This is a genomic window from Micromonospora sp. KLBMP9576, assembly GCF_050941805.1.
GTDB lineage: Bacteria > Actinomycetota > Actinomycetes > Mycobacteriales > Micromonosporaceae > Micromonospora.
This window is the reverse complement of record NZ_CP194567.1, coordinates 127652-150896: the sequence shown is the minus strand read 5'-3', so window position 1 is coordinate 150896 and position 23245 is coordinate 127652. Positions and strand designations below refer to the sequence as shown.

The 23245-nt window shown below is 73.2% G+C and carries 24 protein-coding genes; 6 read left to right on the top strand and 18 right to left on the bottom strand.

Annotated elements, in window-relative coordinates; translation table 11 throughout:
- Positions 1-93: 93 nt before the first annotated feature.
- From ACQ452_RS00725 to clpB, 13 genes are all read right to left on the bottom strand, one after another.
- Positions 94-903, bottom strand: coding sequence for an SDR family NAD(P)-dependent oxidoreductase (locus ACQ452_RS00725; RefSeq protein WP_433389085.1), 810 nt, complete (start codon positions 901-903; stop codon positions 94-96).
- Positions 904-912: 9 nt separating this feature from the next.
- Entirely contained in the window at positions 913-1560 is a 648-nt protein-coding gene (locus tag ACQ452_RS00720; protein ID WP_433389084.1) for a hypothetical protein, read from the bottom strand.
- Positions 1561-1632: 72 nt separating this feature from the next.
- Entirely contained in the window at positions 1633-2514 is an 882-nt protein-coding gene (locus tag ACQ452_RS00715) for a hypothetical protein (protein ID WP_433389083.1), read from the bottom strand.
- 168 nt (positions 2515-2682) lie between these two features.
- Positions 2683-2943, bottom strand: coding sequence for a hypothetical protein (locus tag ACQ452_RS00710; RefSeq protein ID WP_433389082.1), 261 nt, complete (start codon positions 2941-2943; stop codon positions 2683-2685).
- An 82-nt stretch (positions 2944-3025) separates the two neighbouring features.
- Positions 3026-4594, bottom strand: a complete 1569-nt coding sequence (locus tag ACQ452_RS00705) for a polyamine aminopropyltransferase (RefSeq protein WP_433393916.1) — start codon at positions 4592-4594, stop codon at positions 3026-3028.
- Between the two features lie 32 nt (positions 4595-4626).
- Entirely contained in the window at positions 4627-5445 is an 819-nt protein-coding gene (locus ACQ452_RS00700) for a hypothetical protein (RefSeq protein WP_433389081.1), read from the bottom strand.
- Complete coding sequence (locus tag ACQ452_RS00695; protein ID WP_433389080.1) at positions 5445-5867, bottom strand: DUF350 domain-containing protein; 423 nt, start codon at positions 5865-5867, stop codon at positions 5445-5447. The genes ACQ452_RS00700 and ACQ452_RS00695 overlap by 1 nt, the downstream gene beginning before the upstream one ends.
- Positions 5868-5898: 31 nt before the next feature.
- On the bottom strand, positions 5899-6324 hold the full coding sequence (locus ACQ452_RS00690; protein ID WP_433389079.1) for a DUF4247 domain-containing protein: 426 nt from the start codon (positions 6322-6324) through the stop codon (positions 5899-5901).
- Entirely contained in the window at positions 6321-6827 is a 507-nt protein-coding gene (locus ACQ452_RS00685) for a DUF2617 family protein (RefSeq protein WP_433389078.1), read from the bottom strand. The genes ACQ452_RS00690 and ACQ452_RS00685 overlap by 4 nt, the downstream gene beginning before the upstream one ends.
- Positions 6827-7453 carry a DUF4178 domain-containing protein gene (locus tag ACQ452_RS00680; protein ID WP_433389077.1) on the bottom strand — a complete coding sequence of 209 codons (627 nt, stop codon included), beginning with the start codon at positions 7451-7453 and terminating at the stop codon, positions 6827-6829. The genes ACQ452_RS00685 and ACQ452_RS00680 overlap by 1 nt, the downstream gene beginning before the upstream one ends.
- 118 nt (positions 7454-7571) lie before the next feature.
- Positions 7572-8396, bottom strand: coding sequence for a hypothetical protein (locus tag ACQ452_RS00675; protein WP_433389076.1), 825 nt, complete (start codon positions 8394-8396; stop codon positions 7572-7574).
- Positions 8397-8466: 70 nt separating this feature from the next.
- The gene (locus ACQ452_RS00670; protein WP_433389075.1) at positions 8467-8847 is read right to left on the bottom strand and encodes a hypothetical protein; all 381 of its coding nucleotides are present in this window, start codon (positions 8845-8847) and stop codon (positions 8467-8469) included.
- Positions 8848-8963: 116 nt separating this feature from the next.
- Entirely contained in the window at positions 8964-11549 is a 2586-nt protein-coding gene (gene clpB, locus ACQ452_RS00665) for an ATP-dependent chaperone ClpB (RefSeq protein WP_433389074.1), read from the bottom strand.
- A gap of 194 nt (positions 11550-11743) precedes the next feature.
- On the opposite strand from clpB, the gene ACQ452_RS00660 reads away from it, so the two are divergent.
- From ACQ452_RS00660 to ACQ452_RS00645, 4 genes are all read left to right on the top strand, one after another.
- Positions 11744-11980 (top strand): winged helix-turn-helix domain-containing protein, encoded by a 237-nt coding sequence (locus ACQ452_RS00660; RefSeq protein ID WP_433389073.1) that lies wholly within the window; start codon positions 11744-11746, stop codon positions 11978-11980.
- A gap of 111 nt (positions 11981-12091) precedes the next feature.
- Complete coding sequence (locus tag ACQ452_RS00655; RefSeq protein ID WP_433389072.1) at positions 12092-12592, top strand: cation:proton antiporter regulatory subunit; 501 nt, start codon at positions 12092-12094, stop codon at positions 12590-12592.
- A gap of 7 nt (positions 12593-12599) precedes the next feature.
- A complete protein-coding gene (locus ACQ452_RS00650; RefSeq protein WP_433389071.1) occupies positions 12600-13805 on the top strand; it encodes a cation:proton antiporter in 1206 nt (401 codons plus the stop codon).
- 182 nt (positions 13806-13987) lie between these two features.
- A complete protein-coding gene (locus ACQ452_RS00645; RefSeq protein ID WP_433389070.1) occupies positions 13988-14419 on the top strand; it encodes a hypothetical protein in 432 nt (143 codons plus the stop codon).
- 110 nt (positions 14420-14529) lie between these two features.
- On the opposite strand, the gene ACQ452_RS00640 is transcribed toward ACQ452_RS00645, so the two are convergent.
- The 5 genes from ACQ452_RS00640 to dnaK all read right to left on the bottom strand — a co-directional run bounded on the left by ACQ452_RS00640 (position 14530) and on the right by dnaK (position 19462).
- Positions 14530-14739 (bottom strand): hypothetical protein, encoded by a 210-nt coding sequence (locus tag ACQ452_RS00640; RefSeq protein ID WP_433389069.1) that lies wholly within the window; start codon positions 14737-14739, stop codon positions 14530-14532.
- A 298-nt stretch (positions 14740-15037) separates the two neighbouring features.
- Complete coding sequence (locus tag ACQ452_RS00635) at positions 15038-15478, bottom strand: heat shock protein transcriptional repressor HspR (RefSeq protein WP_433389068.1); 441 nt, start codon at positions 15476-15478, stop codon at positions 15038-15040.
- Positions 15479-15524: 46 nt separating this feature from the next.
- Entirely contained in the window at positions 15525-16718 is a 1194-nt protein-coding gene (dnaJ, locus tag ACQ452_RS00630) for a molecular chaperone DnaJ (RefSeq protein ID WP_433389067.1), read from the bottom strand.
- Positions 16719-16804: 86 nt separating this feature from the next.
- Entirely contained in the window at positions 16805-17533 is a 729-nt protein-coding gene (gene grpE / locus ACQ452_RS00625) for a nucleotide exchange factor GrpE (RefSeq protein ID WP_433389066.1), read from the bottom strand.
- 48 nt (positions 17534-17581) lie between these two features.
- Complete coding sequence (gene dnaK / locus ACQ452_RS00620; protein WP_433389065.1) at positions 17582-19462, bottom strand: molecular chaperone DnaK; 1881 nt, start codon at positions 19460-19462, stop codon at positions 17582-17584.
- Between the two features lie 225 nt (positions 19463-19687).
- Between dnaK and ACQ452_RS00615 the strand changes: the two genes are divergently transcribed.
- Positions 19688-21520 carry an ABC transporter gene (locus ACQ452_RS00615; protein WP_433389064.1) on the top strand — a complete coding sequence of 611 codons (1833 nt, stop codon included), beginning with the start codon at positions 19688-19690 and terminating at the stop codon, positions 21518-21520.
- Positions 21517-23205 (top strand): GTPase, encoded by a 1689-nt coding sequence (locus ACQ452_RS00610; RefSeq protein ID WP_433389063.1) that lies wholly within the window; start codon positions 21517-21519, stop codon positions 23203-23205. The genes ACQ452_RS00615 and ACQ452_RS00610 overlap by 4 nt, the downstream gene beginning before the upstream one ends.
- Positions 23206-23245: the final 40 nt, after the last annotated feature.

The window sequence follows — 23245 nt, the reverse complement described above, 5'->3', positions numbered from 1 at the left end:
CTGGCGATGCCCGGCTACGCTGAGCGACCGCACAGCCCGGCACGGGCCCCGGTCGAGGGAAACCGACGGGCCGCACCGGCCCCGGTTCGGCGCTCAGCCGCCGTCGCGGCCGATCCGGCCGCGCGTGTCGCGGACCGCGGCCTCGACAAGCCGCCGGGGCGCGTGGCGCAGCGCGGCGACGGCGAGCTTGTACTTCCACGTGGGAACGCTGACCAGCCTGCCTTTGCGCAGGTCACGCAGGGCCTCGTCGACCACGTCGTCGGCCCGCAGCCACATCCACTCCGGTGTCTTCGACATGTTGATGCCGGCGCGGTCGTGGAATTCTGTGCGGGTGTAGCCGGGGCAGAGTGCCATCACGCGTACGCCGAAGGGCCGGGCGGACTGCCCGACGGACTCGCTGAAGTTGGTCACCCACGCCTTGCTGGCGGAGTATGTCGACCCCGGCATGACCACGCCGAAGCCCGCGACCGAAGAGACATTTATCACTGCCCCGCTCCGGCGGTCGGTCATCGTCCGCAGGGCCGCGAGGGTCAGCCGGAGCACGGCGTGCACGTTGAGCCGCAGCAGCCGCGCCTCGTCCTCGGCGGTCGAGCGCAGGAACGGGGTGTTCAGGCTGATGCCCGCGTTGTTGACGAGCAGCTCGACCGGCGGCCCCTCGGCCAGTCGCCGCTCGACACTCGCGCAGCCGTCGTCGGTGGACAGATCGGCCGGGATAGTCTCGACCTCGCCGCCGTGCCGCGCGGTCAGTTCAGCGGCCGTCACCGTCAGCCGGGCCGCGTCCCGGGCCACCAGCACCAGGTGCCAGCCGTCGGCGGCCAGCCGCCGGGCGAAGGCGGCGCCGATGCCGGCGGTCGCCCCGGTGATCAGGGCCCGCCGCTCGCTGGTCGGCTCCTCGATCGTCACGGGCTTTCCTCACCTCGGCGGGTACGGGGGCGCGGGCGGCTGGTGCGGGTGGAGTGGCGACGCCGGGGGCCGCTGCGGGAGGGGCGGCTCAGGCCGCCGACGGAACCAGCCCCGCGCTGCGGGCAGGGCCAGCAATACGGCTACCACAAGGTAACCGAGCACCTGGCCGACGGAAAGTCCCGTGCCCAGCGGGATCCACCAGGAGGGGTAGGAGCCGGCGAGCAGGTCGACCAGTTCCGCCGTCGCCCGGTCGTTCTCGTCCGGCCTCAGCGGGAGGGCGCGCTGGCCGACCACCAGCGTCAGAGCGCAGCAGCCGGCGATCAGCCCCAGCCCGGAGACCACCCAGGTCGCGGTGCGGGCGCCGTCCCGGCCGGCCCGCAGGCCGAGGGCCAGGGCGACGAGGAGCAGCCCCGCGAGCAGGCTCACCACCGCGGTCAGCACGGTGGCGGCTCCCAGCAGGGTGACCACGCGGTCGGTGTGGTCCTGGCGTGCCGAGATCCCGGCCGCGGCCGTGCGGAACCGGTCAACCGTGCCGCCGCGCGTCACCAACCCGGCGGCGGCGTACGCGAGGGCGGCGAGGGCCATCAGCGCCAGCACCGCCACGGCCGCCGTGACCACGGCCGGGCGGCGGGCCGGTGTCCACTGGGGGTACGACACGACGGGTCCCTCCGGTAGGCGTCGGCTTGCAACCTACTCGGAGGGACCGTCGGGCGTCGCTGTTGTCGGCCGTCAACTCACCGGCGGCGGGGTCGGGCCGGGACGGTCCGATCCGGGCTGCTCGCCACCGGGGGTCGATCCGGGCTGGCCCTGGTCCCCGCCGTACGGCGACTGACCACCCGGGGCCGGCTGGTCGGGCTGGCCCGGGGCCGGGTGACCCGGTGCCTGCTGCTGCTCCGGGCCATGCGGGTGACCCGGTGCCTGCGGATGGCCGGGCGCCTGCGGGTAGCCCTGGGACTGCGGGTAGCCGGGCGCCTGCGGGTAGCCGGGCTGGTTGGCCCCCTGGGGGTAGCCGGGGTATGACGCGCCCGGGACCGGCGGCTCCCACGCCTGCTTCGGCTTGCGGAAGAACTCGTTGGCCTTCGGCAGCGCCAGCAGGATCAGCGCGGCGAGCAGCGCCAGCACCCCGATCACGGCGAGCACCGTGCTGACCGGGGTGAGCCACGGCAGCGCGTCGTCCAGGCGGCGCTGGACCTCCTCCGGGCTCGGCGCGTTACCGGTCGTCTGACCGGTGCCCATGCCGCCACCCACGCCGCTGGCCAGCCCGCCGCCCGTGCAGCAGACCATGATGCCGCCGAGCACCCAGGTGGTGATCCGCGAGCCGTTGCTGCCCCGGTTGTTGAACACCCCGAGCACGGCCAGCACGACCGCGAGGAGGAGCAGGAACGCGGCGCTACCGATGGTGATCGCCATGGTGATGTCGGCGAGGTTCTGCACGCCGTTGGCGTCGGTGCCCCGGTAGGCGTCGTCGAGCACCTCCGAGATGGTGCCGACGGTGGCGAGCGTGACGATGAGCCCGATCACCTGGGTGAGCGCGAACAGCCACAGCAGGTACGTGGAAATCGTGACCACACCCGGTCGGGTGCGGGCCGGTGTGTCGTGGGATTCGACCATGATTCTCCTTTCCTGGATCGCGGTCACACCGTATCCAGGTCGGGCCAGTCGGGCACGTCGGAAGGACACCGACCCGCCGGGAGGGCGTCGGCCCGGCCGGGACGCCGACGGACGCGAGCCGGCAGCAGCCGGCAGGGCCGCCGCCGATCACGGCCGGGCCGGCGGACCTCAGGAATTCCGGGTCTTCACCAGGAACGAGTACCCGATCCGCTTCGAACCGTCCCAGTTGTACATGGGGTAGCACGCCTGCGGCGACGTCCACGACGAGACGTACGAGGGGCGGGCCGCGTTGCACGCCTTCAACGTCGAGTAGAGCGGGCTGTTGTAGTCCGCCTGCGCGGGCGCGGCCATCGTCAGCACGAGACCGCCGGCCACCGCGCCGACGGTCAGCAGGCCGCGGACGCGGGGGTGACGCAGGATGTTCGCCATGGTTCTCCCTACCTAGCAGCCCGATCTCCATGATCGGGCGACACCGGCAGTCTAGGGACGGCCTGCCACACCCACCCCCTGGCTAGTAGCCCCGCCACTCCGCGCGGGCGTACTCCAGCACCCGGGGGTGCAGCAGGGTGGAGGCCGGCACGGCCAACCGGCGGCGGTCGGCGGGGAAGGACCCCGCCGCCGCGAGCGTCGCCGCGTCGAGGAAGCGCAGCGCGGGCGCGTCCGGCGGCAGGGCCAGGGCTGGCGCGGTCGGGCCCGGGGCGGCCAGCAGGAAACCCCAGTTGCCGAAGGACGGCACGTCCACGTGGTACGGGCTGGTGGCGAAGCCCGCCGCACGCAACGAGGCCTCGATCGACCAGTACGAGCGGGGCGCGAAGTATGGCGAACCGGACTGCACGACCAGCCGGCCGCCCCCGGCGAGCACCGCCCGTACCAGCGCGTAGAACTCGACGGTGTAGAGCTTGGCGGTGGCCGTCTCGTCCGGGTCGGGCAGGTCCGCCACCACCGCGTCGAACCGGTCGGCGGCGGTACGCAGCCAGGCGAACGCGTCGGCGTGCACCACCCGCACCCGGGGGTCGTCGAGTGCCCCGCCGTTGAGCCGGCGTAGCTGCGGTTCGCTGCGGGCCAGCTCCACCACCGCCGGGTCCAGGTCCACCACCGTGATCCGCCGGACGTCGGGGTAGCGCAGCAGCTCGCGTACGGCGAGGCCGTCCCCGGCGCCCAGCACCAGCACCTCGCCGCGCGCGCCGTTCAGCACCGGATGCACCAGCGCCTCGTGGTAGCGGTACTCGTCGACCGAACTGAACTGGAGGTCGCCGTTGAGGAAGAGCCGCAGGTCGGTGCCGGCGCTGCCGGTCTCGGCGACCGAACGGGTCAGCACGATCTCCTGGTAGCGGCTGCGCTCGGCGTGCACCACCGGGTCCCGGTAGAGCTGCTGGCGGGCGGTCAGCTCGAAGTCGTGCGCGGTCACCCACGCGTACCCGAGGCCGAGGAAGACCACGACGGCGCCGGCGCCGAGCGCGACGCGCGACCGGCGGCCCAGCTCGCCCCGGAAGACCGTGCACACCAACGCGAGCCCGGCCACGGCGTTCACCGCCCCGACCACCAGCGAACCCTTGAGCAGACCGAAGACCGGCAGCAGCAGGAACGGGAACGCCAGCCCACCGAGCAGCGCGCCGACGTAGTCGGCGGCGAACAGGTCCGCCACCGCGCTGCCGGCGGACTGCTCGCGGATGCGTTGCAGCAGCACCATCAGCAGTGGAATCTCCGCGCCGATCAGCAGACCCAGCACGAAGGCGGTGGCGACGAGCGCCGGGCCGTAGAGGTCCAGCCACGCGAAGGCCGCGTAGAGGCCGAGCACGGAGAGCCCGCCGAGCAGGGCCAGGGCCAGCTCGATCACGGCGAACGCGACGGCGGAACGGGGCTGCAACGGCTTGGCGGCGAGCGCGCCGACGCCCATCGCGAACACCATCACGCCGAGCACGATCGACGTCTGCCCGACGGTGTCCCCGATCAGGTAGCTGCCGAGGGCGACCAGGGCCAGCTCGTAGACCAGGCCGCAGGCGGCGCAGACGAAGACCGCGACGAGCACCGCCGCCCGGGACAACCGCCACCGCGCGGGCGCCGGCCCGTCGGCGGTCACCGTCCTGGCGGCGGGCGCCGGCGCGTCGGCGGTCACCGCCCCTCCGGCGTACGCCCAGGGTCCTGCGCGACGGCCTGCCGGTCGGCCCTGGAGTCCTCCGTCCGCGCCTGCCGCTCGGCCTCCTTGCGGCGGTGCCGGTTGCGTTGCCGGAAGCCGATGGCGAGCATCAGCGCGCTGAACAACAGCAGGCCGGCGGTCGCGAGCAGGTAGCCCCAGCGGTCGCGCCAGAGGTCGTTACCGGCCTCGGGCAGCGGTGCCGGGGTGGCGGCCCCCGGTGCCGGGGTGGCGGCCGGCCCCACCAGGCCCGCCTCGGCGGCGAGCAGCGGCAGCGAGACGGCGGCCCGGGCGACGGCCCAGCCCGGCTCGTCCACGAAGGTGGCCTCGGTCAGCCCGAACCGGTCCAGCCCGCTCAGCATCTGGTCGCGGGCACTGTCGGGAATGTCCTCGGAGGCCTTCACAAGGATCGTGGCGTAGTCGTTGAACTCGCTGCTCTCCTCGGTGTATATGACCCGGGCGACCACCTGCACCCAGCGCGGGCACGCCGCGTTCTCCTCGACCCCCACCCCGTCGCCGAGGTTCGAGCCGACGCTGGTGCTCCCGTGTCTGACGTTGGTGTTGCTCATGGAGAAGTCGTATTCATCGAGCGACCAGCCGTAGCAGATGCCCTGGCTGGCGCTGGAGTGCTGAAGGATCGGCACGGTGTCGGCCCGTTCCTGCTTCGTCAGCGACGACACGTAGTCGCGGTTGGCGCTTCCGTCGGCGGTGAGCAGCACGAACGCGATAACGCCGCCGAGGAGCACGGCGCTGAGAAGCAACCCCAGCCACAGTTGCTTCCGGTTCTCCGTCGGCATCAGCTGATGGCGGCGGCGATTATCGCCCCGGTGGCGAGGTGCACGGTCGCGGAGACCCAGACCGCCGGGTGCGGCTGCGGGTCGACGAGCAACTCACCCAGCTTGCCGGGCGTGACCACGTCCAGCAGCACGAACGCCGCCGCCATGATGACCAGGCCGAGAATCCCGTACGCGGACGCGCCGATGATCCCCAGCACGAAGTCGTCGTCGCTGGCGACGATCGCGGCGACCACGATGATGCCGACGCCGGCCAGGTTGGAGGCGAGCAGCAGTGCCGCGTTGCGGTTGCGCTCGGTCCAGATCAACTGGTTGAGCTTGCCCGGGGTGGCGAGGTCCACCAGGACGTAGCCGACCCCCATGAGCAGGACGCCGACCACCCCGTAGGCGAGGGTGACCAGCAGATCGGTGACGAGGGTCTGCACAGGAGGCTCCAGGGTGAGGGGGATCGGGGCGTCACTTGCCGCTGCCGGGGCCGCCGCCCCGGACGGTGCTGCCACGGCCCCAGCCCCAGTAGGAGCCGACCGTGGAGTGGTAGCGGGGGTAGGCGGTGCTCATTCGCTCCAGCAGGATCACCGAGCCGGCGGCGATCGGCAGGATCACCACCGAGTCGTCGTCGTAGCGCAGGTAGACGCCGCTGCCGTCGACGTACTGGTCGGCGGGCTTCCACGCGTCGGTGACCTCCTTCGCCACCTGGCTGGGCGGGCGGGGCGAGGTGTAGGCGACGGCGTTCCCGGCGATGTCCCGGCTCGCCGCCCGGGTGTACCTGTCCTCGACGTAGCCGCGCGGGGAGAAGTTGCCGCTGAAGACGGCGAAGGCGGCGACCAGCGCACCGATGACGGCGAACGCCACCCCCACCACGAACCAGCGTCGGTACGTCATCGCAGTGCCACCACCGTCTCGGTCAGGACCAGCTCGTTGGTCTGGGGATAGGCGTGCCAGGTGCGCCAGGCGAGGGCGCCGGCCGGTGGGTCGGGTCGGACCGCCAGCGCAGTCACCGCGTCGGCGTCGCCGGGGAACACGCCCACCAGGGCGTACGGGTCGTCGGCCAGGTCGGCGCGCAGCGCGGCGACCTGTTCGCTGAGCCCGGTGCCGGCGGGGCGCAGCACCGTGGCGGTGAAGTGGTAGCCGCTCGCCTCGTCCCGCACGGCGGGCGGCAGCTCGGGCGGCCGGCCGGGCAGGCAGGCCACCGTCTCGGTCAGCGTGGTGCCGGGCGCGCGCAGGGCCACCTGGTGCGAGGCGCCGAGCAGTCGCAGCCGCAGCCGCACCCCGCCGGGCAGGTCCAGGTCGAGCACGTGCAGCGCGGGCCGCTCGACGTCGTCCAGCGCCAGGCTGAGGTCCGCCGCGCTGGTGTCGACGTACGGGGCGTCGAGGGTGACGAGCATCAGCTCGCTCCCGCCTGCGGGTAGATCATCACGTCGCCCCGGTGCAGCAGCTCGCCGAGCGCCACCTCCCAGCCGGCCTCGCCGTACGCCTCGAAGGAGAGCCTGGCCCCGCCGGGTGCCTGGTAGTCGTGGTACCGCATGGTGCCGGCCGGGTCGAGACCGGTGTTGCCGACGGCGGTGTAGCGGGCCTGGCCGGACTCCTTCCAGTCGTAGCGACGGCCGGCGAGCTCGATGGTCGGGGCGCCGGGGGTGACGGTGGCACCCTGCTCGGCCCCCCAGAGCACCAGCTCCAGCTCCGGGTCCTCCTCGACGGAGAGCCAACGTCGCATGCCGCCGGCGTCGTCCAGCAGGTGCTCGGCCCAGCTCCAGCCGCCCTCGACCAGCCGGATCGAGCCGCGCACCGCGTACGACACGCCCCGGATCTCGACGATGTCACCGGGCGCGAGGCGGCGCGGATCGCCGCGCAGCGCGTCGGCGTCGCGGTCGCGCAGCGGGTCGCCCGGCCCCTTGGCCGGTTGCTGCGGGCGGGACCGCGACCGGCGCAGGGCCACCGCGGCCACCACCACCCCGGCCACCCCGACCAGACAGCCCACCGCCGCCAGCAGGTACGCCATGGTTCCGTTCACACCGACCACCTCCCCAGGTATGTCGGCGAGGACGGTAACAACCCCGCGCACCAGGGGAAACTGCCTGGACAGGGAGTGAGTGCCCGGTTACGCCGCGCTTGGGGCGGGCGAGGGCGGTTCAGTCCTCCGTCTGCTCCGTCGCGCCGGTCTCCGCAGCGGGCGGTGGCGGCTGGTGCGCCGCGGGATCGGGGCAGATCAGGTAGCCGGGCGCGGCGTGGTAGCCGGGGCGCCCGGGCGACGACGGGTAGGCGACGGGGAAGACCGGAAAGCCGGCCGGCGGCATGGGCGCGGCGGTGCCCGCGGTCCTCGGCACGAACCACCGGTGGGCGGGCGGCAGCGCCAGCAGCAGCACCACCGCGAGAGTCAGCACCAGCACGGCCACCGCCCCGCCCCCGGCCAGGGGAAAGAACACCGCGTCGAACGGGTCGGACGTGGCGTAGAGGGTCTCGAAGAACTTCGACTCCGCCCAGATGTCGGCCGACGCGTCGGCGGGCGCCCCTTCGGGGTGTTCCCCCTCCGGGTACGGCTCGTCGTCGAAGCCGAAGGCGATCATGGGGAGCGCCAGCGCTCCCAGGAAGCTCGGGGCGCAGCAGGCGAGCAGTTGCAGGCCGCCGGCCACGAAGACCAGGATCCGCGCGGTGTTGCCGCCGCGGCGCACCGGCAGCGCCGTGGCCGCCAAGGAGGTCGCGAGCAGCAGAATGACCAGGCCGAAGACCACGGTCGTGCTGACGTTGCTCCAGCGCTCGCCACGTACCTCGTCGGGATCGGCGTCCGGGACCGCCCGCACCGCCCGGTCGATCTGGTTGTCCCACTGGATCGCCTCGATGGCCGCCAGGGCGACCAGCCCGAGCAGCACCAGCACGGTGACGAGCTGCAACCAGAAGGCGACAGTGACCGTGGCGGGTCGGGGTGGGCGTGCCGGGGCGTCGGCGGGCGGCGTCATGGCACGCAAGGTACGGCCCGCAGCCGGCTCCCGGCAGCCCCGATCGGGCGGCGTCGGGCCGGCGAACGGATCATGCTCCGGCGAGCCGCTCCGACGCGTACTCGCGCAGGGTGCTGCGGCCCATGACGCAGCCGGTGAAGGTGCCGAACTCGGCCGGGTCGTCGCGCAGCGCCGTCCAGGCGGCCCGCCCGGCCACCGGGTCGACGCCCTCCAGCAGCGTGGCGGCGTAGACCCGCCCGGCCGGTGTGCCCTCGTCGAGCAGCCGCTCCACCTGCGGCCGCAACTCCTCGCGGCCGTCGCCGAGCGCCGCCTCGACCCGCCGGTACGCCTCGGTCACGGGCAGCACCGTCCCCGCGATCCCCACCCCACCGAACGCCACCGTGTCGGCTCCCCGCAGCTCGTCCAGGGCCGCCGCGTTTTCCGGATCCCGCTTCCCACCACTCGCCACCATGCCCCGATCCTTCCCCCGCCGGCCCTTCTCCACCCTGTCGATCAAGAGGTTTGCGTCCTCGACCGGACGCTGCCGGGACGCAGACCTCCTGATCGACGCGGCACGCGTCCGGGATGTCAGGTTGTCGAGATGGTCAGGGTGTCCTTCCCCAGGTCGACCTTGACGGTGTCGCCGTCTCGGATCTGGGCCGACAGCAGGGCCTTCGCGAGCTGGTCGCCGATCGCCGTCTGCACCAGGCGGCGCAGCGGGCGGGCGCCGTAGATGGGGTCGTAGCCGTGCTCGGCCAGCCAGGTCCGGGCCGGTTCGGTGATCTCCAACCCGAGGCGGCGGTCGGCGAGGCGCCTGCGCAGCCGGTCGAGCTGGATGTCGACGATGGAACGCAGGTCGTCCCCGCGCAGCGCGGCGAAGACCACGATGTCGTCGAGCCGGTTGAGGAACTCCGGCTTGAAGTGCGACCGGACCACCGCGAGGACACCCTCCCGGCGCTGCTCGTCGGCCAGCGTCAGGTCGCCGATCACCGACGAGCCGAGGTTGGAGGTGAGGATCAGGATGGCGTTGCGGAAGTCGACCGTGCGGCCCTGCCCGTCGGTGAGCCGGCCGTCGTCGAGCACCTGGAGCAGGAGGTCGAAGACGTCCGGGTGGGCCTTCTCGACCTCGTCCAGCAGGATCACCGAGTATGGCCGGCGACGCACCGCCTCGGTGAGCTGGCCGCCCTCCTCGTAGCCGACGTAGCCGGGCGGCGCGCCGACCAGCCGGGCGACGGAGTGCTTCTCGCCGTACTCGCTCATGTCGATGCGGACCATGGCCCGCTCGTCGTCGAAGAGGAACTCGGCGAGCGCCTTGGCCAGCTCGGTCTTGCCGACACCGGTCGGGCCGAGGAAGAGGAAGCTGCCGGTGGGGCGGTCGGGGTCGGCGACGCCGGCCCGGGCGCGGCGGACCGCGTCGGAGACCGCACCGACCGCCTCGGCCTGACCGACCACGCGGGTGCCGAGCGACTCCTCCATCCGCAGCAGTTTCGCGGTCTCGCCTTCGAGCAGCCGGCCGGCGGGGATGCCGGTCCAGGAGGCGACCACTGTGGCGATGTCGTCCGCGCCGACCTCCTCCTTCAGCATCGCGCCCTCCGCCTGGAGGCGGGCCAGCTCCTCCTCGGCCTGCTTCAGTTCGACCTTGAGGGCGGGGATCCGGCCGTAGCGCAGCTCGGCGGCCCGTTCCAGCTCCCCGTCGCGCTCGGCCCGCTCGGCCTCGCCGCCGAGCCGTTCCAGCTCCTCCTTGGCCGTGGAGAGCTTGGTGATGTGGCTCTTCTCCAACTGCCAGCGCTCCGACAGGACGGTGAGCTGCTCGCGCTTGTCGGCCAGCTCCTTGCGCAGCCGCTCCAGCCGCTCGGCCGAGGCGGCGTCCGGCTCCTTGGCCAGCGCCATCTCCTCGATCTCCAGCCGGCGCACCGCCCGCTCGATCTCGTCCACCTCGACCGGCCGGGAGTCGATCTCCATGCGGAGCCGGGACGCGGACTCGTCGACCAGGTCGATCGCCTTGTCGGGCAGGAACCGGTCGGTGATGTAGCGGTCCGACAGGGCGGCGGCGGCGACCAGGGCCGCGTCGGTGATCCGTACGCCGTGGTGCACCTCGTAGCGTTCCTTGAGGCCGCGCAGGATGCCGATGGTGTCCTCGATGGTCGGCTCGCCGACCAGCACCGGCTGGAAGCGGCGCTCCAGGGCCGGATCCTTCTCGATGTGCTGGCGGTACTCGTCGAGCGTGGTCGCGCCGACCATCCGCAGCTCGCCGCGGGCCAGCATCGGCTTGAGCATGTTGCCGGCGTCCATCGAGCCCTCGCCCTTGCCGGCGCCGACGACTGTGTGCAGCTCGTCGAGGAAGGTGATGACCTGGCCGTCGGAGTTCTTGATCTCCTCCAGGACGGACTTCAGCCGCTCCTCGAACTGGCCCCGGTAGGACGCGCCGGCGACCATCGCGCCGAGGTCGAGCGAGACGAGCTTCTTGTCCCGCAGCGACTCCGGCACGTCGCCGGCGATGATCCGCTGGGCCAGGCCCTCCACGATGGCGGTCTTGCCGACGCCCGGCTCACCGATGAGGACCGGATTGTTCTTGGTGCGTCGGGACAGCACCTGGATCACCCTGCGGATCTCCGAGTCCCGGCCGATGACCGGGTCGATCTTGCCGTCGCGGGCGCTGGCGGTGAGGTCCACGCCGTACTTGGCCAGGGCCTGGTAGGTCTGCTCGGATTCGGCGCTGGTGACCCGCCGGTCCCCGCCGCGTACGGACGGGAACGCGGCGACGAGGGTCTCCTCGGTGGCCCCGGCCCCCTTCAGCGCCTGCGACACCGCGCCGCCCACCCGGGCCAGGCCGGCGAGCAGGTGCTCGGTGGAGGTGTATTCGTCGCCGAGCGGCCGGGCGATCTGCTCGGCGGCCCCGATGGCGTTGACGAACTCCCGGGCCAGGGTCGGCTCGGCGATGCTGGAACCCCGCGCGGCGGGCAGGGCGTCGACCGCGCGCTGGGCGCCCCGGCGCAGCTCGGCGGGGTCGGCCCCGACGGCGCGCAGCAGGCCGGCGGCGGTGGAGCCGTCGGTGTCGAGTAGCGACAGCAGCAGGTGCCAGGGCTCCACGGTGGCGTGTCCGCGCTGGTTCGCCAGCGCGACGGCACCGGTGATGGCCTCGCGGCTCTTGGTGGTGAGACGTTCCGTGTTCATGGGCTCCCCCGGATCGGCGTGTCCACTAGGACAGACACAACCAGAGTTGAGCCTATTCCGCTCAACCCTGACGAGGTGAGGTGGGTCACATCTGCCCCCCGCTGGCGCGCCAGCAACCATGCTTAGCACGCAAGGTGTTGGCCGACCGATCCCGCTCGTGGGAAGATCTTGGGGCCTACCAGGAGCGCCGTCACATGCCCCGAGTTTCCGACCGTCAACGCATCGCCCAGGACATCCGCGACAGGATCAGTTCAGGGGAGTACGCGCCCGGCCACAAGCTGCCGTCGCTGCGCGAGATGATCGCGCACTACGGGGTCTCGGCCGAGCCGGTGCGCTCCGCCCTCCTGATCCTGCAAGCCGAGGGCCTGATCGAGGGGCACCAAGGCAAGGGGAACTACGTCACGCCACGGTCCGCACCGCCGCAGCGGTGAACCGGCCACGACGCGCCTCTCCGTGACCGGGGAACGCTGGCTCAGTCACGAGGGGGAGCAGCCCCACCTGGGCGGAAGCCGCGCGAGACAGCGGGGAGTAGCCTGACCGCCGTGCGCGTACGTGTCGAACAGACCGCCCTGCCTGGCATCGGGGTCCGTCACGATCTGTTGACGGAATCCGGCCGCCGCCTCGGCGTCGTCTCCCACCGCAATGGCCGCCGTGACCTCGTCCTGTACGACCCGGACGATCCGGACTCATGTCAGCACGACATACCGCTGACCGACGACGAGGCGGAGGCGCTCGCTGACATTCTCGGCGCGTCGCTGATGCTCGGCCAGCTCGCCGGGCTGCGCGAGCAGGCCGCCGGGCTGCTCACCGAGCAGATCGCCATCTCGGCCGGGTCGAAGTACGTCAACCGGAGACTCGGTGACACACAGGCTCGTTCCCGCACCAGCGCGTCGATCGTCGCGGTGCTGCGCAACAGCGAGGTGATCGCCTCGCCGGACCCGTCCTTCCGCTTCTCCGCCGGTGACGTGGTGGTCGTCGTCGGGACCCGCAAGGGGCTCGACGGGGTGACAGCCATTCTCGCCGACAGCGACCCGGACGGCTGAGGCGCGGATGCACGAAACGACAACCCTGCTCGTCGAGGTCGGCGCGCTGCTGTTCCTGCTGGGCCTTCTCGGCCGGCTCAGCCGCAGGATCGGCCTCTCCCCCATCCCCCTCTACCTGCTCGCCGGGCTCGCCTTCGGCCACGGCGGCCTGCTGCCGCTCAACGCCAGCGAGGAGTTCTTCGGGGTCGGCGCCGAGATCGGCGTCATCCTGCTACTGGTGATGCTCGGCCTGGAATACTCGGCCAACGAGCTCGTCGGCAACCTGCGCGCCGCGGCCCCCGCCGGGCTGATCGACGCGCTGCTCAACGCCCTGCCCGGGGCGATCTTCGCGCTCCTGCTCGGCTGGGGCTGGGTCGCCGCCCTCGTGCTGGCCGGCATCACCTGGGTCTCGTCCTCGGGCGTGATCGCGAAGGTGCTCGCCGACCTGGGTCGCCTCGGTAACCGGGAGACGCCGGTGGTGCTCTCGGTCCTGGTGATCGAGGACCTGGCCATGGCGTTCTACCTGCCCCTCGTGACGGCGGTGCTCGCCGGCAGCGGCCTGCTCGGCGGCGGGATCGCGCTCGGCGTCGCGGTCGGCACCGTGCTGCTGGTGCTGGTGGTCGCCATCCGGTACGGCAACCTGATCTCCACGGCCATGTCGGCCAAGGACCCGGAGGCGCTGCTGCTCGGCGTACTCGGGATGACCCTGCTGGTGGCGGGCATCGCGGCGAAGCTGCAGGTGTCGGCGGCCGTCGGCGCGTTCCTGGTCGGCATCGCGCTCTCCGGGCCGGTGGCGCACCACGCCACGGAGCTACTCACGCCGCTGCGGGACCTCTTCGCGGCGGTCTTCTTCGTCTTCTTCGGTCTGGTCACCGACCCCCGGGACATCCCGCCGGTGCTGCTGCCGGCCCTCGCGCTGGCCGTCGTCACCATGGCGACGAAGACGCTCACCGGTTACCTGGCGGCCCGTCGCGTCGGCATCGCCGAACCCGGTCGGTGGCGGGCCGGCCTGACCCTCGTACCCCGGGGTGAGTTCTCCATCGTCATCGCCGGCCTCGCGGTGGCCGCCGGCAGCGTCGAACCGGAACTGGCGGCGCTCGCCACGGCGTACGTGCTGATCACAGTGGTCACCGGGCCGATGCTGGCGCGACTGCCGGACTTCGCCTGGTTCAAGCGCTGGCTGCGCCAGCGCGGCACCGTCCACCGGGCCCAACCGGCACCCGTACCGGACTGACCGACACCGTCGGCGGGGGCCGGCTCGACCACACGGCCGGCCCGGCCCCCGGCCGACGGATGTTGGAATTGCGCCACACGGGGTCTACCGCCGGTGCACGCCGCGGGTTACCGTTTCGGCCCAACAGCCAGAGGTCGCGGGCGGCCCACGCCCCCGCGGACGCGAGAGCGGAAGGTTGGCCGGTGAGCGTGCAGGAGTCGACGTTCCACGGCTTCGCCAATCCCGTCGACCCGGCCCCCGCCGAGTTGCGGGCCTGGGCCTACCAGCCCGATTCGGTACCCCTGGCCTCGATGCCGCCGGACTGGGATCTGCTGGTCTCCGGCGACCGGCTGGTGGCGGTCCTCTTCGAACTGGCGATGGACCCGGCCTGCCCCGCCCGCCGGTTCGCGCTGCACTGCCTCTACATCTACGCCGCCGACGGCATCCGGACGAACTTCCGCGCCCACCCCAAGCGACGCTTCCGCAAGCTGGTCGAGCAGGCCGAGCGCACCGGCGACGACCTGATGCGCACCTGGGCGCACAACGGCCGGGCGCTGCTGGCCCGGCCGGAACTCTTCGTCTACCGGGACTGGTGCGAGGGCGGCCTGGTCCGGGAGAACCGGCGCATCGCCTGAACGGCACCCGCGAGCGGCCCTGACCCCGCTGGGCACCCTCGGCTCTCCCGGCCCGCACGGCGTACGGGCCGGGACCCCCCGTGGGTCCCGGCCCGTACGGCGGCGGATCGTCAGTGTTCCGGTCCGCCCGGTGCGCGGCGGCTCGCCTCGTCGCGTCCCTGGCCGGCGCTGTGGTCGACCGGTTCGGCGAACCTGCCCTTTTTGATCTTGTCGGTGAAACTGCCCTCGGCGACCCGGGCGAAGCCCTCCCGGGCGTTCTTCGCCACCTTTTCGAGCCGATCCTCCGCCTGTTGCGCTGCTTTTCGCGCCGCTTCCGTCATGGCTCCCCCCGCCACTCGAGTCCGAATTAAGGGTGGTTGTGCCTGATTCGGAGGCTAGCGGATTCGGTGCCGTCACGCGGACAAACCGGTCAACCGCGCTCGGTGGAACATCACGGGCTCTCCCGCAGCCGGTGCCACCCGCGGTGTTCCACCGACAGCGGCCACCACGGCCTGCCGCCAGTTCGTGGCGCGCGGGCGGTGGGGCGGCGGCCGCCCGGAACGCCCCGCGTCAGAGACCCTGAAGCCAGGGCGGGGCGCGCCCGGCCGGGGGAGGGCGGCCGGGCGCGGTGGGGGGTCGTCAGCGGTCGGGGTTGCGCCGGGGACGCCAGACCACCAGGGCGGTGGAGGTGCGGTTGGTCGGCACCAGGTCGCTGCCGGGAAAGCGGGCGAGGGCCTCCAGCTCGGCGATCCGGCGGTACGCGGCGTCGAGTTCCGCCTCCAGCCGGGCCACCCGCTGCTGCGCCTGCTCGAGCAGGCCCTCCAGTCCTATGATCCGCTTGACCCCGGCCAGGTTGATCCCGTCGTCCTGGCTGAGCCGCTGCACCTCGCGCAGCAGCACCACGTCGCGGACGCTGTACCGGCGCCCGCCACCGGCGGCCCGGCCCGGCTGGACCAGGCCCAACCGGTCGTACTGGCGCAGGGTCTGCGGGTGCATTCCCGCCATCCGTGCCGCCACCGAGATCATCAGCACCTTGGCCTCGTAGGCAGGGTCACCCGAGCCGACAATCCCGTTCGACATCCCGCTCACCTCCGTGTGCGCTCCACCGAGCCGACTGAACTCCGGGTCAACTGAATCGACGTACCCGCGTCTCGAGATGTTCCCGAGCGGCCGGCGGGGTCTGCGCGGCGAAGGTCTCCAACGCCGCACGCGCCTCGTCGGACACCCGCGCGGGCACCACCACGTCAAGCGTCACCAGCAGGTCGCCCGCCTGACCGTCGCGGCGTACCACTCCCTTGCCACGGGCCCGCAGGATCCGGCCGCTCGGTGTGCCCGGCGGCACCCGCAGGGTCACGGCACCGTCCAGGGTGGGCACCCGCAGGTCCGTGCCGAGCACGGCCTCCGCGAACGTGAGCGGCACCGTCAGCGTGAGGTCGTCGCCGCTGCGCCCGAACAGCTCGTCGGGCCGCACCTTGACGTGTACGAAGAGATCGCCCGCCGGGCCGCCCCGCTCGCCGGGCTCGCCCCGCCCGGCCAGCCGGATCTTCTGGCCGTCGGCTACCCCAGCGGGGAAACGGACGTTCAGGGTGCGGGTCTTGGTCACCCCGCCGGTGCCCTGGCACTCGGGGCACTTCTCCTCCACGACCGTGCCTACGCCCTGACAGTTGCGGCACGGCTCGGAGAAGCTGAACGATCCCTGGTCGCGGTTGGTCACCCCGGCCCCGTGGCACACCGGGCAGGTGCGCGGTTGGGTGCCGGGCTTGGCCCCGTTGCCGTGGCAGGTGTCGCAGACCCCCGGGGCGCGCAGCGTCAGCGGAAGCGTCACCCCGCGTACGGCGTCGTCGAAGTCGAGGGCCACCTCGGCCTCGACGTCGCGTCCCCGGGCCGGGCCACGGGCCGCCGCCTGGCCGCCGGGACCACCGGCGCCACCGGAGAAGATCGAACTGAACAGGTCCTGGAAGCCGGCCCCGGCGAAGCGGCGGTCGCCGCCCCCACCGCCCGCGCCTCCGAACAGGTCGGAGACGTCGAACGGCGCGCCGCCGGGCTGGCCGCCGCCGTGGGCGCCGCGCCGGAACGCGCCCGAGCCGAACAGCGACCGCAGTTCGTCGTACTCGCGCCGCTTGGCGTCGTCGCCGAGCACGGCGTACGCCTCGGAGGCCGCCTTGAAACGCTCCTCGGCCTTCGGATCGCCGGGGTTGTGGTCCGGGTGTGAATCCCGGGCCACCTTCCGGTACGCCTTCTTGACGTCGTCGGCGGAGGCGGCCTTGTCCACGCCCAGCACGGCGTAGAAGTCCTTCTCGATCCAGTCCTTGGAACTCACCGGTCCACCCCCTTCCTAGCTGGGTACCGACCGTCCCGCCCGCCCTTCGCGGGCGGGCGGGACGGTCCGGTCGTCGTACCTTGGCACTACTCCGGGTCGGCGACCGCGACCATCGCGGGCCGCAGCAGCCGCTCACCGACCTGGTAGCCCCGGCGCATCACCTGCACGCAGGTGGGCTCGGTGACGTCGGCGGAGGTCTGGTGCGCCACCGCCTCGTGCCGGGTCGGGTCGAACGGGTCGCCCTGCTCACCGAACGCGGTGAGCCCGAACTTGCCGAGCGCCGCGGTGAGCTGTTCGGCCACCGTGCCGAACGGCCCGACCAGGTCGCCGTGTTCGCGGGCCCGGTCCAGGTCGTCGAGGATCGGCAGCAGCGCGGCGAGCACCGCGCCGGTCGCCTGCTCGGTGACCAGACCCTTGTCGCGGTCCACCCGCTTGCGATAGTTGGCGTACTCCGCCGTCACCCGCTGCAGGTCCCGGGTCCGCTCGTCGAGGTCCTTGCGCAGCGTGTCCAGTTCGGCGTCGTGCGTGGTGCCGCCGCCGTCGGCGGGCCGCGCCGGGGCGTCCACCACCGCCGGGCCGGCGACCTCGCTCGCCTCGACCTCGATCTCGTCGACCACGACCTCGGCCTCCTCGACCAGGCCTTCGGCCGGGCTGTCCGAGGCGGCGTCGGCGGCGGCCGGCTCGCTGGCCTCGCTGATCTTGCGGTTGTTCCGGATGACCACCCGCGGCCCGTCGCCGGCCTGCTCGGCGGGCGCGGAGCCACCCGGCTCCGACCCGGTGGTGTCCGGGTCGGAGGCTCGCGGCTTCTCCGTCATGGGGCTACCTCATCCCTCTGCCGTGGTTGCGTGTCGGGGGACGGAACGTCACTTCTTGTCCTTGTCCTCGTCCACGATCTCCGCGTCGACCACGTCGTCCGCGCCACCGGCCTGCTGACCGCCGGCCGCTCCGGCGCCCGCGGCGCCCGGCCCGGCACCCGCGGCGCCCGGCCCGGCCTCGCCGGGCTGCTCGCCCTGCTGGCTGTAGAGCAGCGAGCCGGCCTGCTGGGAGACCTGCGCCAGCCGCTCGTGGGCGGACTTGATCTTCTCGATGTCCTGACCGCCGAGGGCGCCGCGCAGCTCGCCGAGCGCCTCGTTGATCTGGTCACGGGACTCCGCCGGCAGCTTGTCGCCGCTCTCGGCCAGGAACTTCTCGGTCTGCCACTGCAGCGCCTCGGCCAGGTTGCGGGTCTCGGCCTCGTCGCGGCGACGCTTGTCGTCCTCGGCGTGCTCCTCGGCGTCGCGGCGCATGCGCTCGATGTCGTCCTTCGGCAGCGAGGAGCCGCCGGTGATCGTCATCTTCTGTTCCTTGCCGGTGCCGAGGTCCTTGGCGTGGACGTTGACGATGCCGTTGGCGTCGATGTCGAAGGTGACCTCGACCTGCGGCACGCCGCGCGGCGCCGGCGGGAGGCCGGTCAGCTCGAAGGTGCCGAGCTTCTTGTTGTAGGCCGCGATCTCACGCTCGCCCTGGAACACCTGGATCAGCACCGACGGCTGGTTGTCGTCCGCCGTGGTGAAGACCTCGGAGCGCTTGGTCGGGATGGTCGTGTTGCGCTCGATCAGCTTGGTGAAGATGCCGCCCTTGGTCTCGATGCCCAGGCTCAGCGGGGTCACGTCGAGCAGCAGGACGTCCTTGACCTCGCCCTTGAGGACACCGGCCTGCAGGGCGGCGCCGACGGCGACGACCTCGTCCGGGTTGACGCCCTTGTTGGGCTCCTTGCCGGTGAGCTGCTTGACCAGGTCGGTCACGGCCGGCATCCGGGTCGAACCGCCGACCAGGATGACGTGCTCGACGTCGGGGACCTTGATGCCGGCGTCCTTCACGGCCTGCTCGAACGGGCCCTTGCAGCGGTCCAGCAGGTCCTGCGTCATCCGCTGGAACTCGGCCCGGCTGAGCGTCACGTCCAGGTGCAGCGGGCCGGCCGCACCGGCGGTGATGTACGGCAGGTTGATGTTGGTGGTGGTGGCGGCGGACAGCTCGATCTTGGCCTTCTCGGCCGCCTCGCGGAGCCGCTGCAGGGCCATCTTGTCCTGGCCCAGGTCGATGCCGTGCTCGCCGCGGAAGGTCTTCACCAGGTGGTCGATGATCCGCTGGTCCCAGTCGTCGCCACCGAGCTGGTTGTCGCCGCTGGTCGACTTGACCTCCACGACGCCCTCGGCCAGCTCCAGCAGCGAGACGTCGAAGGTGCCGCCACCGAGGTCGAAGACCAGGACGGTCTGCTCCTTGGAGCCCTTGTCCAGCCCGTAGGCCAGGGCCGCCGCGGTCGGCTCGTTCACGATCCGCAGCACGTTGAAGCCGGCGATCTCGCCGGCCTCCTTGGTGGCCTGACGCTGGCTGTCGTTGAAGTACGCCGGGACGGTGATCACCGCGTCGCTGATCTGCTCGCCCAGGTAAGCCTCGGCGTCCCGCTTCAGCTTCATCAGCGTGCGGGCCGAGATCTCCTGCGGGGTGTACTTCTTGCCGTCGATGTCGACGGACCAGTTGGTGCCGACCTCCCGCTTGACCGAACGGATCGTCCGGTCCGGGTTGGTCACCGCCTGACGCTTGGCGACCTCGCCGACGAGCACCTCGCCGTTGCGGGCGAACGCGACGATCGACGGGGTCGTCCGCGAGCCCTCAGCGTTGGCGATGACGGTTGGCTCACCGCCCTCCAGAACGCTGACGCAGGAGTTCGTCGTGCCGAGGTCGATACCGACCGCACGTGCCATCTTCGCTTCCTCGCTTCATCACGTTGTGGGCAGCCGACGGATGGTGCCCGTCCGGCCTGCCCGGCGGGCGTCGCCCGCAGCGACCCCACCACAAGTTGAGTGAACTTGACTCAATAGTGCCACGCCCCGCGAAATCGTCAAGTCGAGGTTGAGTCAACCCCACGCAACCCCCGAGTTGGGGCAGGCCGGTTGTCTTCCCTTGCGTCGGTCGGGCACGCTTTAGCGGTGACGACGCACGGCGATCCCGCCATCCCGGCCGGCACGCCCACCGTCGCTGCCCGCACCGGCCCCACGGACGCCGGGGAGGACCGGCCCGCCACCACCGGGGACGACAACCTGCCCGCCGCGCTGGCCGGCCTGCGCGCCGCGATCGGGGCGGCCCGGTTCCCGCTCGCGCTGCCCTCCGCCGACGCCGCCCGGCGGACCGGCGGCAGCCTCACCGACCAGCTCGACGACTACCTGCTGCCCCGGCTGCGCCGGCTCGACGCGCCGCTGCTCGTGGTGGTCGGCGGTTCCACCGGCGCGGGCAAGTCCACCCTCGTCAACAGCCTCGTGCAGGCCCGGGTGAGCGCCGCCGGGGTGCTCCGCCCGACCACCCGCTCCCCGGTGCTGGTCTGTAACCCGGCCGACTCGGGCTGGTTCCGCCAGGGCGAGCTGCTGCCCGGCCTCACCCGCACCACCGAGCCCAGCGAGGATCCGCGAGCCCTGCAACTGGTCACGGCCCCGGCCCTGCCCGCCGGGCTGGCCTTCCTCGACGCCCCCGACATCGACTCGGTGGTCGACGCCAACCGGGCCCTGGCCGGCCAGCTCCTGGCCGCCGCCGACCTCTGGCTCTTCGTCACCACCGCCGCCCGCTACGCCGACGCCGTCCCCTGGGAGCTGCTGCGCAGCGCCCGCGCCCGGGGCGCGGTCATCGCCATGGTGCTGGACCGGGTGCCCCCGGAGGCGGCCGACGAGATCGCCGCCCACCTGTCGGAGATGCTCACCGCGCAGGACCTGGGCGCGGCCCCGCTCTTCGTGCTGCCCGAGACCTGGGTCGACGGGCAGGGCCTGCTGCCCGAACGCGTCACCGCGCCGCTCGCCGACTGGTTCGCCCGGCTCGCCGCCGACGCCGACGCCCGCGCCGCCGTGGTCCGGCAGACCCTCGACGGCGCGCTCGGCGCGCTGCACCCGGCGGTCGAGGCCCTCGCTGACGCCGCCGAGGAGCAGGTCGCCGCCGCCGACGCACTCGACGAACGGGTGCTGGCCGCGTACCGGGGGGCGCACCGGACCGTCCAGCAGGGGCTCAAGGACGGTCGGCTGCTCCGCGGCGAGGTGCTGGCCCGCTGGCAGGAGTTCGTCGGCACCGGCGAGCTCTTCCGCACCATGGAGGCCCGGATCGGGCGGCTACGCGATCGGGTGGTGGCGGCGGTCACCGGTCGGCCCGCGCCCGCGTCCGAGCTGCGGGACGCGATCGAGTCCCAGCTGGTGACCCTGCTGCGGGGCGTCGCCGCCGAGGCGGCCGAGAACGCGTACACCGGGTGGAAGGCCCATCCCGCCGGGGCGGCACTGCTCGAACCGCAGCTCGCCCATCACGCCGCCGACCTGCCCGTACGGGCCGAGCGGCTGGTGCGCGAGTGGCAGCGGGGGGTGCTGGAGCTGGTCCGCGTTGAGGGCGGCGACCGCCGCTTCGTGGCCCGCACGGCCGCGTACGCGGTGAACGCCACCGGGCTCGCCGTGATGATCGCGGTGTTCGCCTCGACGGCGTTCATCCCCACCGGGCTGGAGGTGGCCACGGGGGCCGGCACCACGGTCGCCGCGCAGACCGTACTCCAGGCGATCTTCGGCGACCAGGCCGTGCGTACGCTGGCCGCCAAGGCCCGCGCCGACCTGCTGGAGCGGGTGCGGGTCCTGCTCGACGAGGAGGCCGCGCGCTACCTGGACCGCACGGCACAGGCCCGGCCCCCCACGCACACCGCGACCGCCCTGCGCGGGGCCGCCGACCGGGTGGAGAATGCCCGGCACGGCAGCGGCCTCGCCGACGCGGGCCCGCCCGGCACCGGAGGTGGGGGGGCATGACGAACATCGTCGGTCGGATGCGCGAGGCGTTCCGCGGCGACCAGCGCGTCGACGCCGACGCGCTGGTCGCCCGCCTCGACGCCGTACGCAGGTTCCTCACCGCCGTCGACGGCCACCTGCCGGACGCGCGGCTCGTGCCGGCGCACACCCTGGTCGAGCGGGCCGGCACCCGGCTGGCGCTCTCCCGCGACCACACCGTGGTGGCCCTCGCGGGCGCGACCGGCAGCGGCAAGTCCAGCCTGTTCAACGCGCTCGCCCGGATGGAACTCTCCCCGGTCGGCGTGCGCCGCCCCACCACCGGCGTCACGCACGCCTGCGTCTGGGGGCCCCTCGACGGCGGCAACCGGCTGCTCGACTGGGTCGGTGTGCTGCCCCGGCACCGGTTCGTGCGGGAGAGCGTGCTGGACGCCGACGACGAGTCCGCGCTACGCGGGCTGATCCTGCTCGACCTGCCCGACTTCGACTCGGTGCAGCGCTCGCACCGCTCGGAGGTGGACCGGCTGCTCGGCCTCGTCGACCTCGTGGTGTGGGTGGTCGATCCGCAGAAGTACGCCGACCGCGTCATCCACACCAGCTACCTGCGCGAGTTCCACCGGCACCGGGACGTCACCCTGGTCGTGCTCAACCAGGCCGACCGGCTGCCGCCGGCCGAGCTGCCCCGGGTGCTGGCCGACCTGCGCCGGCTGCTCGACACCGACGGCCTGGACGGCGTACCGCTGCTGGCCACCACCGCCGTCGACCCGGCGGGCACGCGCGCGCTGCGGGAGGCGCTGGAACGCACGGTGGCCGAGCGGCAGGCCGCGCTGCGGCGGCTGCGCGGCGACGTGGACGCGGTGGTGGCGGGGCTCGACGAGCTGGTCGGGGACGCCGCGCCGGCCGGCGGGCCGGACGACGCCGCCGTCGACGCGCTGCACCGGGCGCTCGCCGGGGCGGCGGGGGTGCCGGCGGTCGCCGACGCGGTCGAGGGGGCGTACCGGCACCGGGGCGGCGCGGCCACCGGCTGGCCGCTGGTGCGCGGCTGGCGACGGCTGCGGCCCGACCCGCTACGCCGGCTGCACCTGCCCGGCCCGGCCGCCGGCCGCGACGACGGGCCGGCGGAGAGCCTGGTCGCCGCGACCTCGGTGCCCGACCCGACCGCCGCGCAGCGCTCGGCGCTCGGGCTGGCGATCCGGACGGCGGCCGAACGGGCCGGGGCGGACCTGCCCGCCGCCTGGCCGACCGCCGTGACCGCCGCCGCCCGGTCCCGCCTCGGCGACCTGCCGGACGCCCTGGACCGCGCGGTGGCCGGCACGGATCTCGGCATGGACCGCCGGCCGCTCTGGTGGCGGTTCGTCGGCGGCCTCCAGTGGCTGGTGACCCTCACCGCGCTGGCCGGGTTGGGCTGGCTGGCGCTCGGCTACGCGCTGCGTGCGCTGGGCCTGCCGGCGCCGGAGCACCCGATGGTCGGTGAGGTGCCGCTGCCCACCCTGCTGTTCCTCGGCGGCCTGCTCGCCGGGCTGCTGGTGGCCGCCCTGACCAGGCCGGTCGTCCGCTGGGCGGCCCGTCGGGCCCGCCGGCGGGCCGAACGGCGGCTCACGGCCGCGGTCGCGGCGGTCGGCGAGGAGCACGTGCTGAGCCCGGTCCGGGCGGTGCTCGTCTCCTACACCGAGGCCCGCTCCGCGCTGCGGGAGGCCGCCGGCCGCTGAGTCGGGCAGGGCATCCCACCGCGACCCCGGCTCGGCGGGT

Bases quoted from the DNA above. Each gene is read 5' to 3' on its own strand.
- ACQ452_RS00710 (WP_433389082.1), bottom strand. From the start codon at position 2,943: ATGGCGAACATCCTGCGTCACCCCCGCGTCCGCGGCCTGCTGACCGTC.
- clpB (WP_433389074.1), bottom strand. From the start codon at position 11,549: ATGAACACGGAACGTCTCACCACCAAGAGCCGCGAGGCCATCACCGGT.
- dnaK (WP_433389065.1), bottom strand. From the start codon at position 19,462: ATGGCACGTGCGGTCGGTATCGACCTCGGCACGACGAACTCCTGCGTC.
- ACQ452_RS00635 (WP_433389068.1), bottom strand. From the start codon at position 15,478: ATGTCGAACGGGATTGTCGGCTCGGGTGACCCTGCCTACGAGGCCAAG.
- ACQ452_RS00715 (WP_433389083.1), bottom strand. From the start codon at position 2,514: ATGGTCGAATCCCACGACACACCGGCCCGCACCCGACCGGGTGTGGTC.
- grpE (WP_433389066.1), bottom strand. From the start codon at position 17,533: ATGACGGAGAAGCCGCGAGCCTCCGACCCGGACACCACCGGGTCGGAG.
- ACQ452_RS00690 (WP_433389079.1), bottom strand. From the start codon at position 6,324: ATGACGTACCGACGCTGGTTCGTGGTGGGGGTGGCGTTCGCCGTCATC.
- ACQ452_RS00640 (WP_433389069.1), bottom strand. From the start codon at position 14,739: ATGACGGAAGCGGCGCGAAAAGCAGCGCAACAGGCGGAGGATCGGCTC.
- ACQ452_RS00660 (WP_433389073.1), top strand. From the start codon at position 11,744: ATGCCCCGAGTTTCCGACCGTCAACGCATCGCCCAGGACATCCGCGAC.
- ACQ452_RS00700 (WP_433389081.1), bottom strand. From the start codon at position 5,445: ATGCCGACGGAGAACCGGAAGCAACTGTGGCTGGGGTTGCTTCTCAGC.
- ACQ452_RS00670 (WP_433389075.1), bottom strand. From the start codon at position 8,847: ATGGTGGCGAGTGGTGGGAAGCGGGATCCGGAAAACGCGGCGGCCCTG.
- ACQ452_RS00610 (WP_433389063.1), top strand. From the start codon at position 21,517: ATGACGAACATCGTCGGTCGGATGCGCGAGGCGTTCCGCGGCGACCAG.
- ACQ452_RS00650 (WP_433389071.1), top strand. From the start codon at position 12,600: ATGCACGAAACGACAACCCTGCTCGTCGAGGTCGGCGCGCTGCTGTTC.
- ACQ452_RS00685 (WP_433389078.1), bottom strand. From the start codon at position 6,827: ATGCTCGTCACCCTCGACGCCCCGTACGTCGACACCAGCGCGGCGGAC.
- ACQ452_RS00675 (WP_433389076.1), bottom strand. From the start codon at position 8,396: ATGACGCCGCCCGCCGACGCCCCGGCACGCCCACCCCGACCCGCCACG.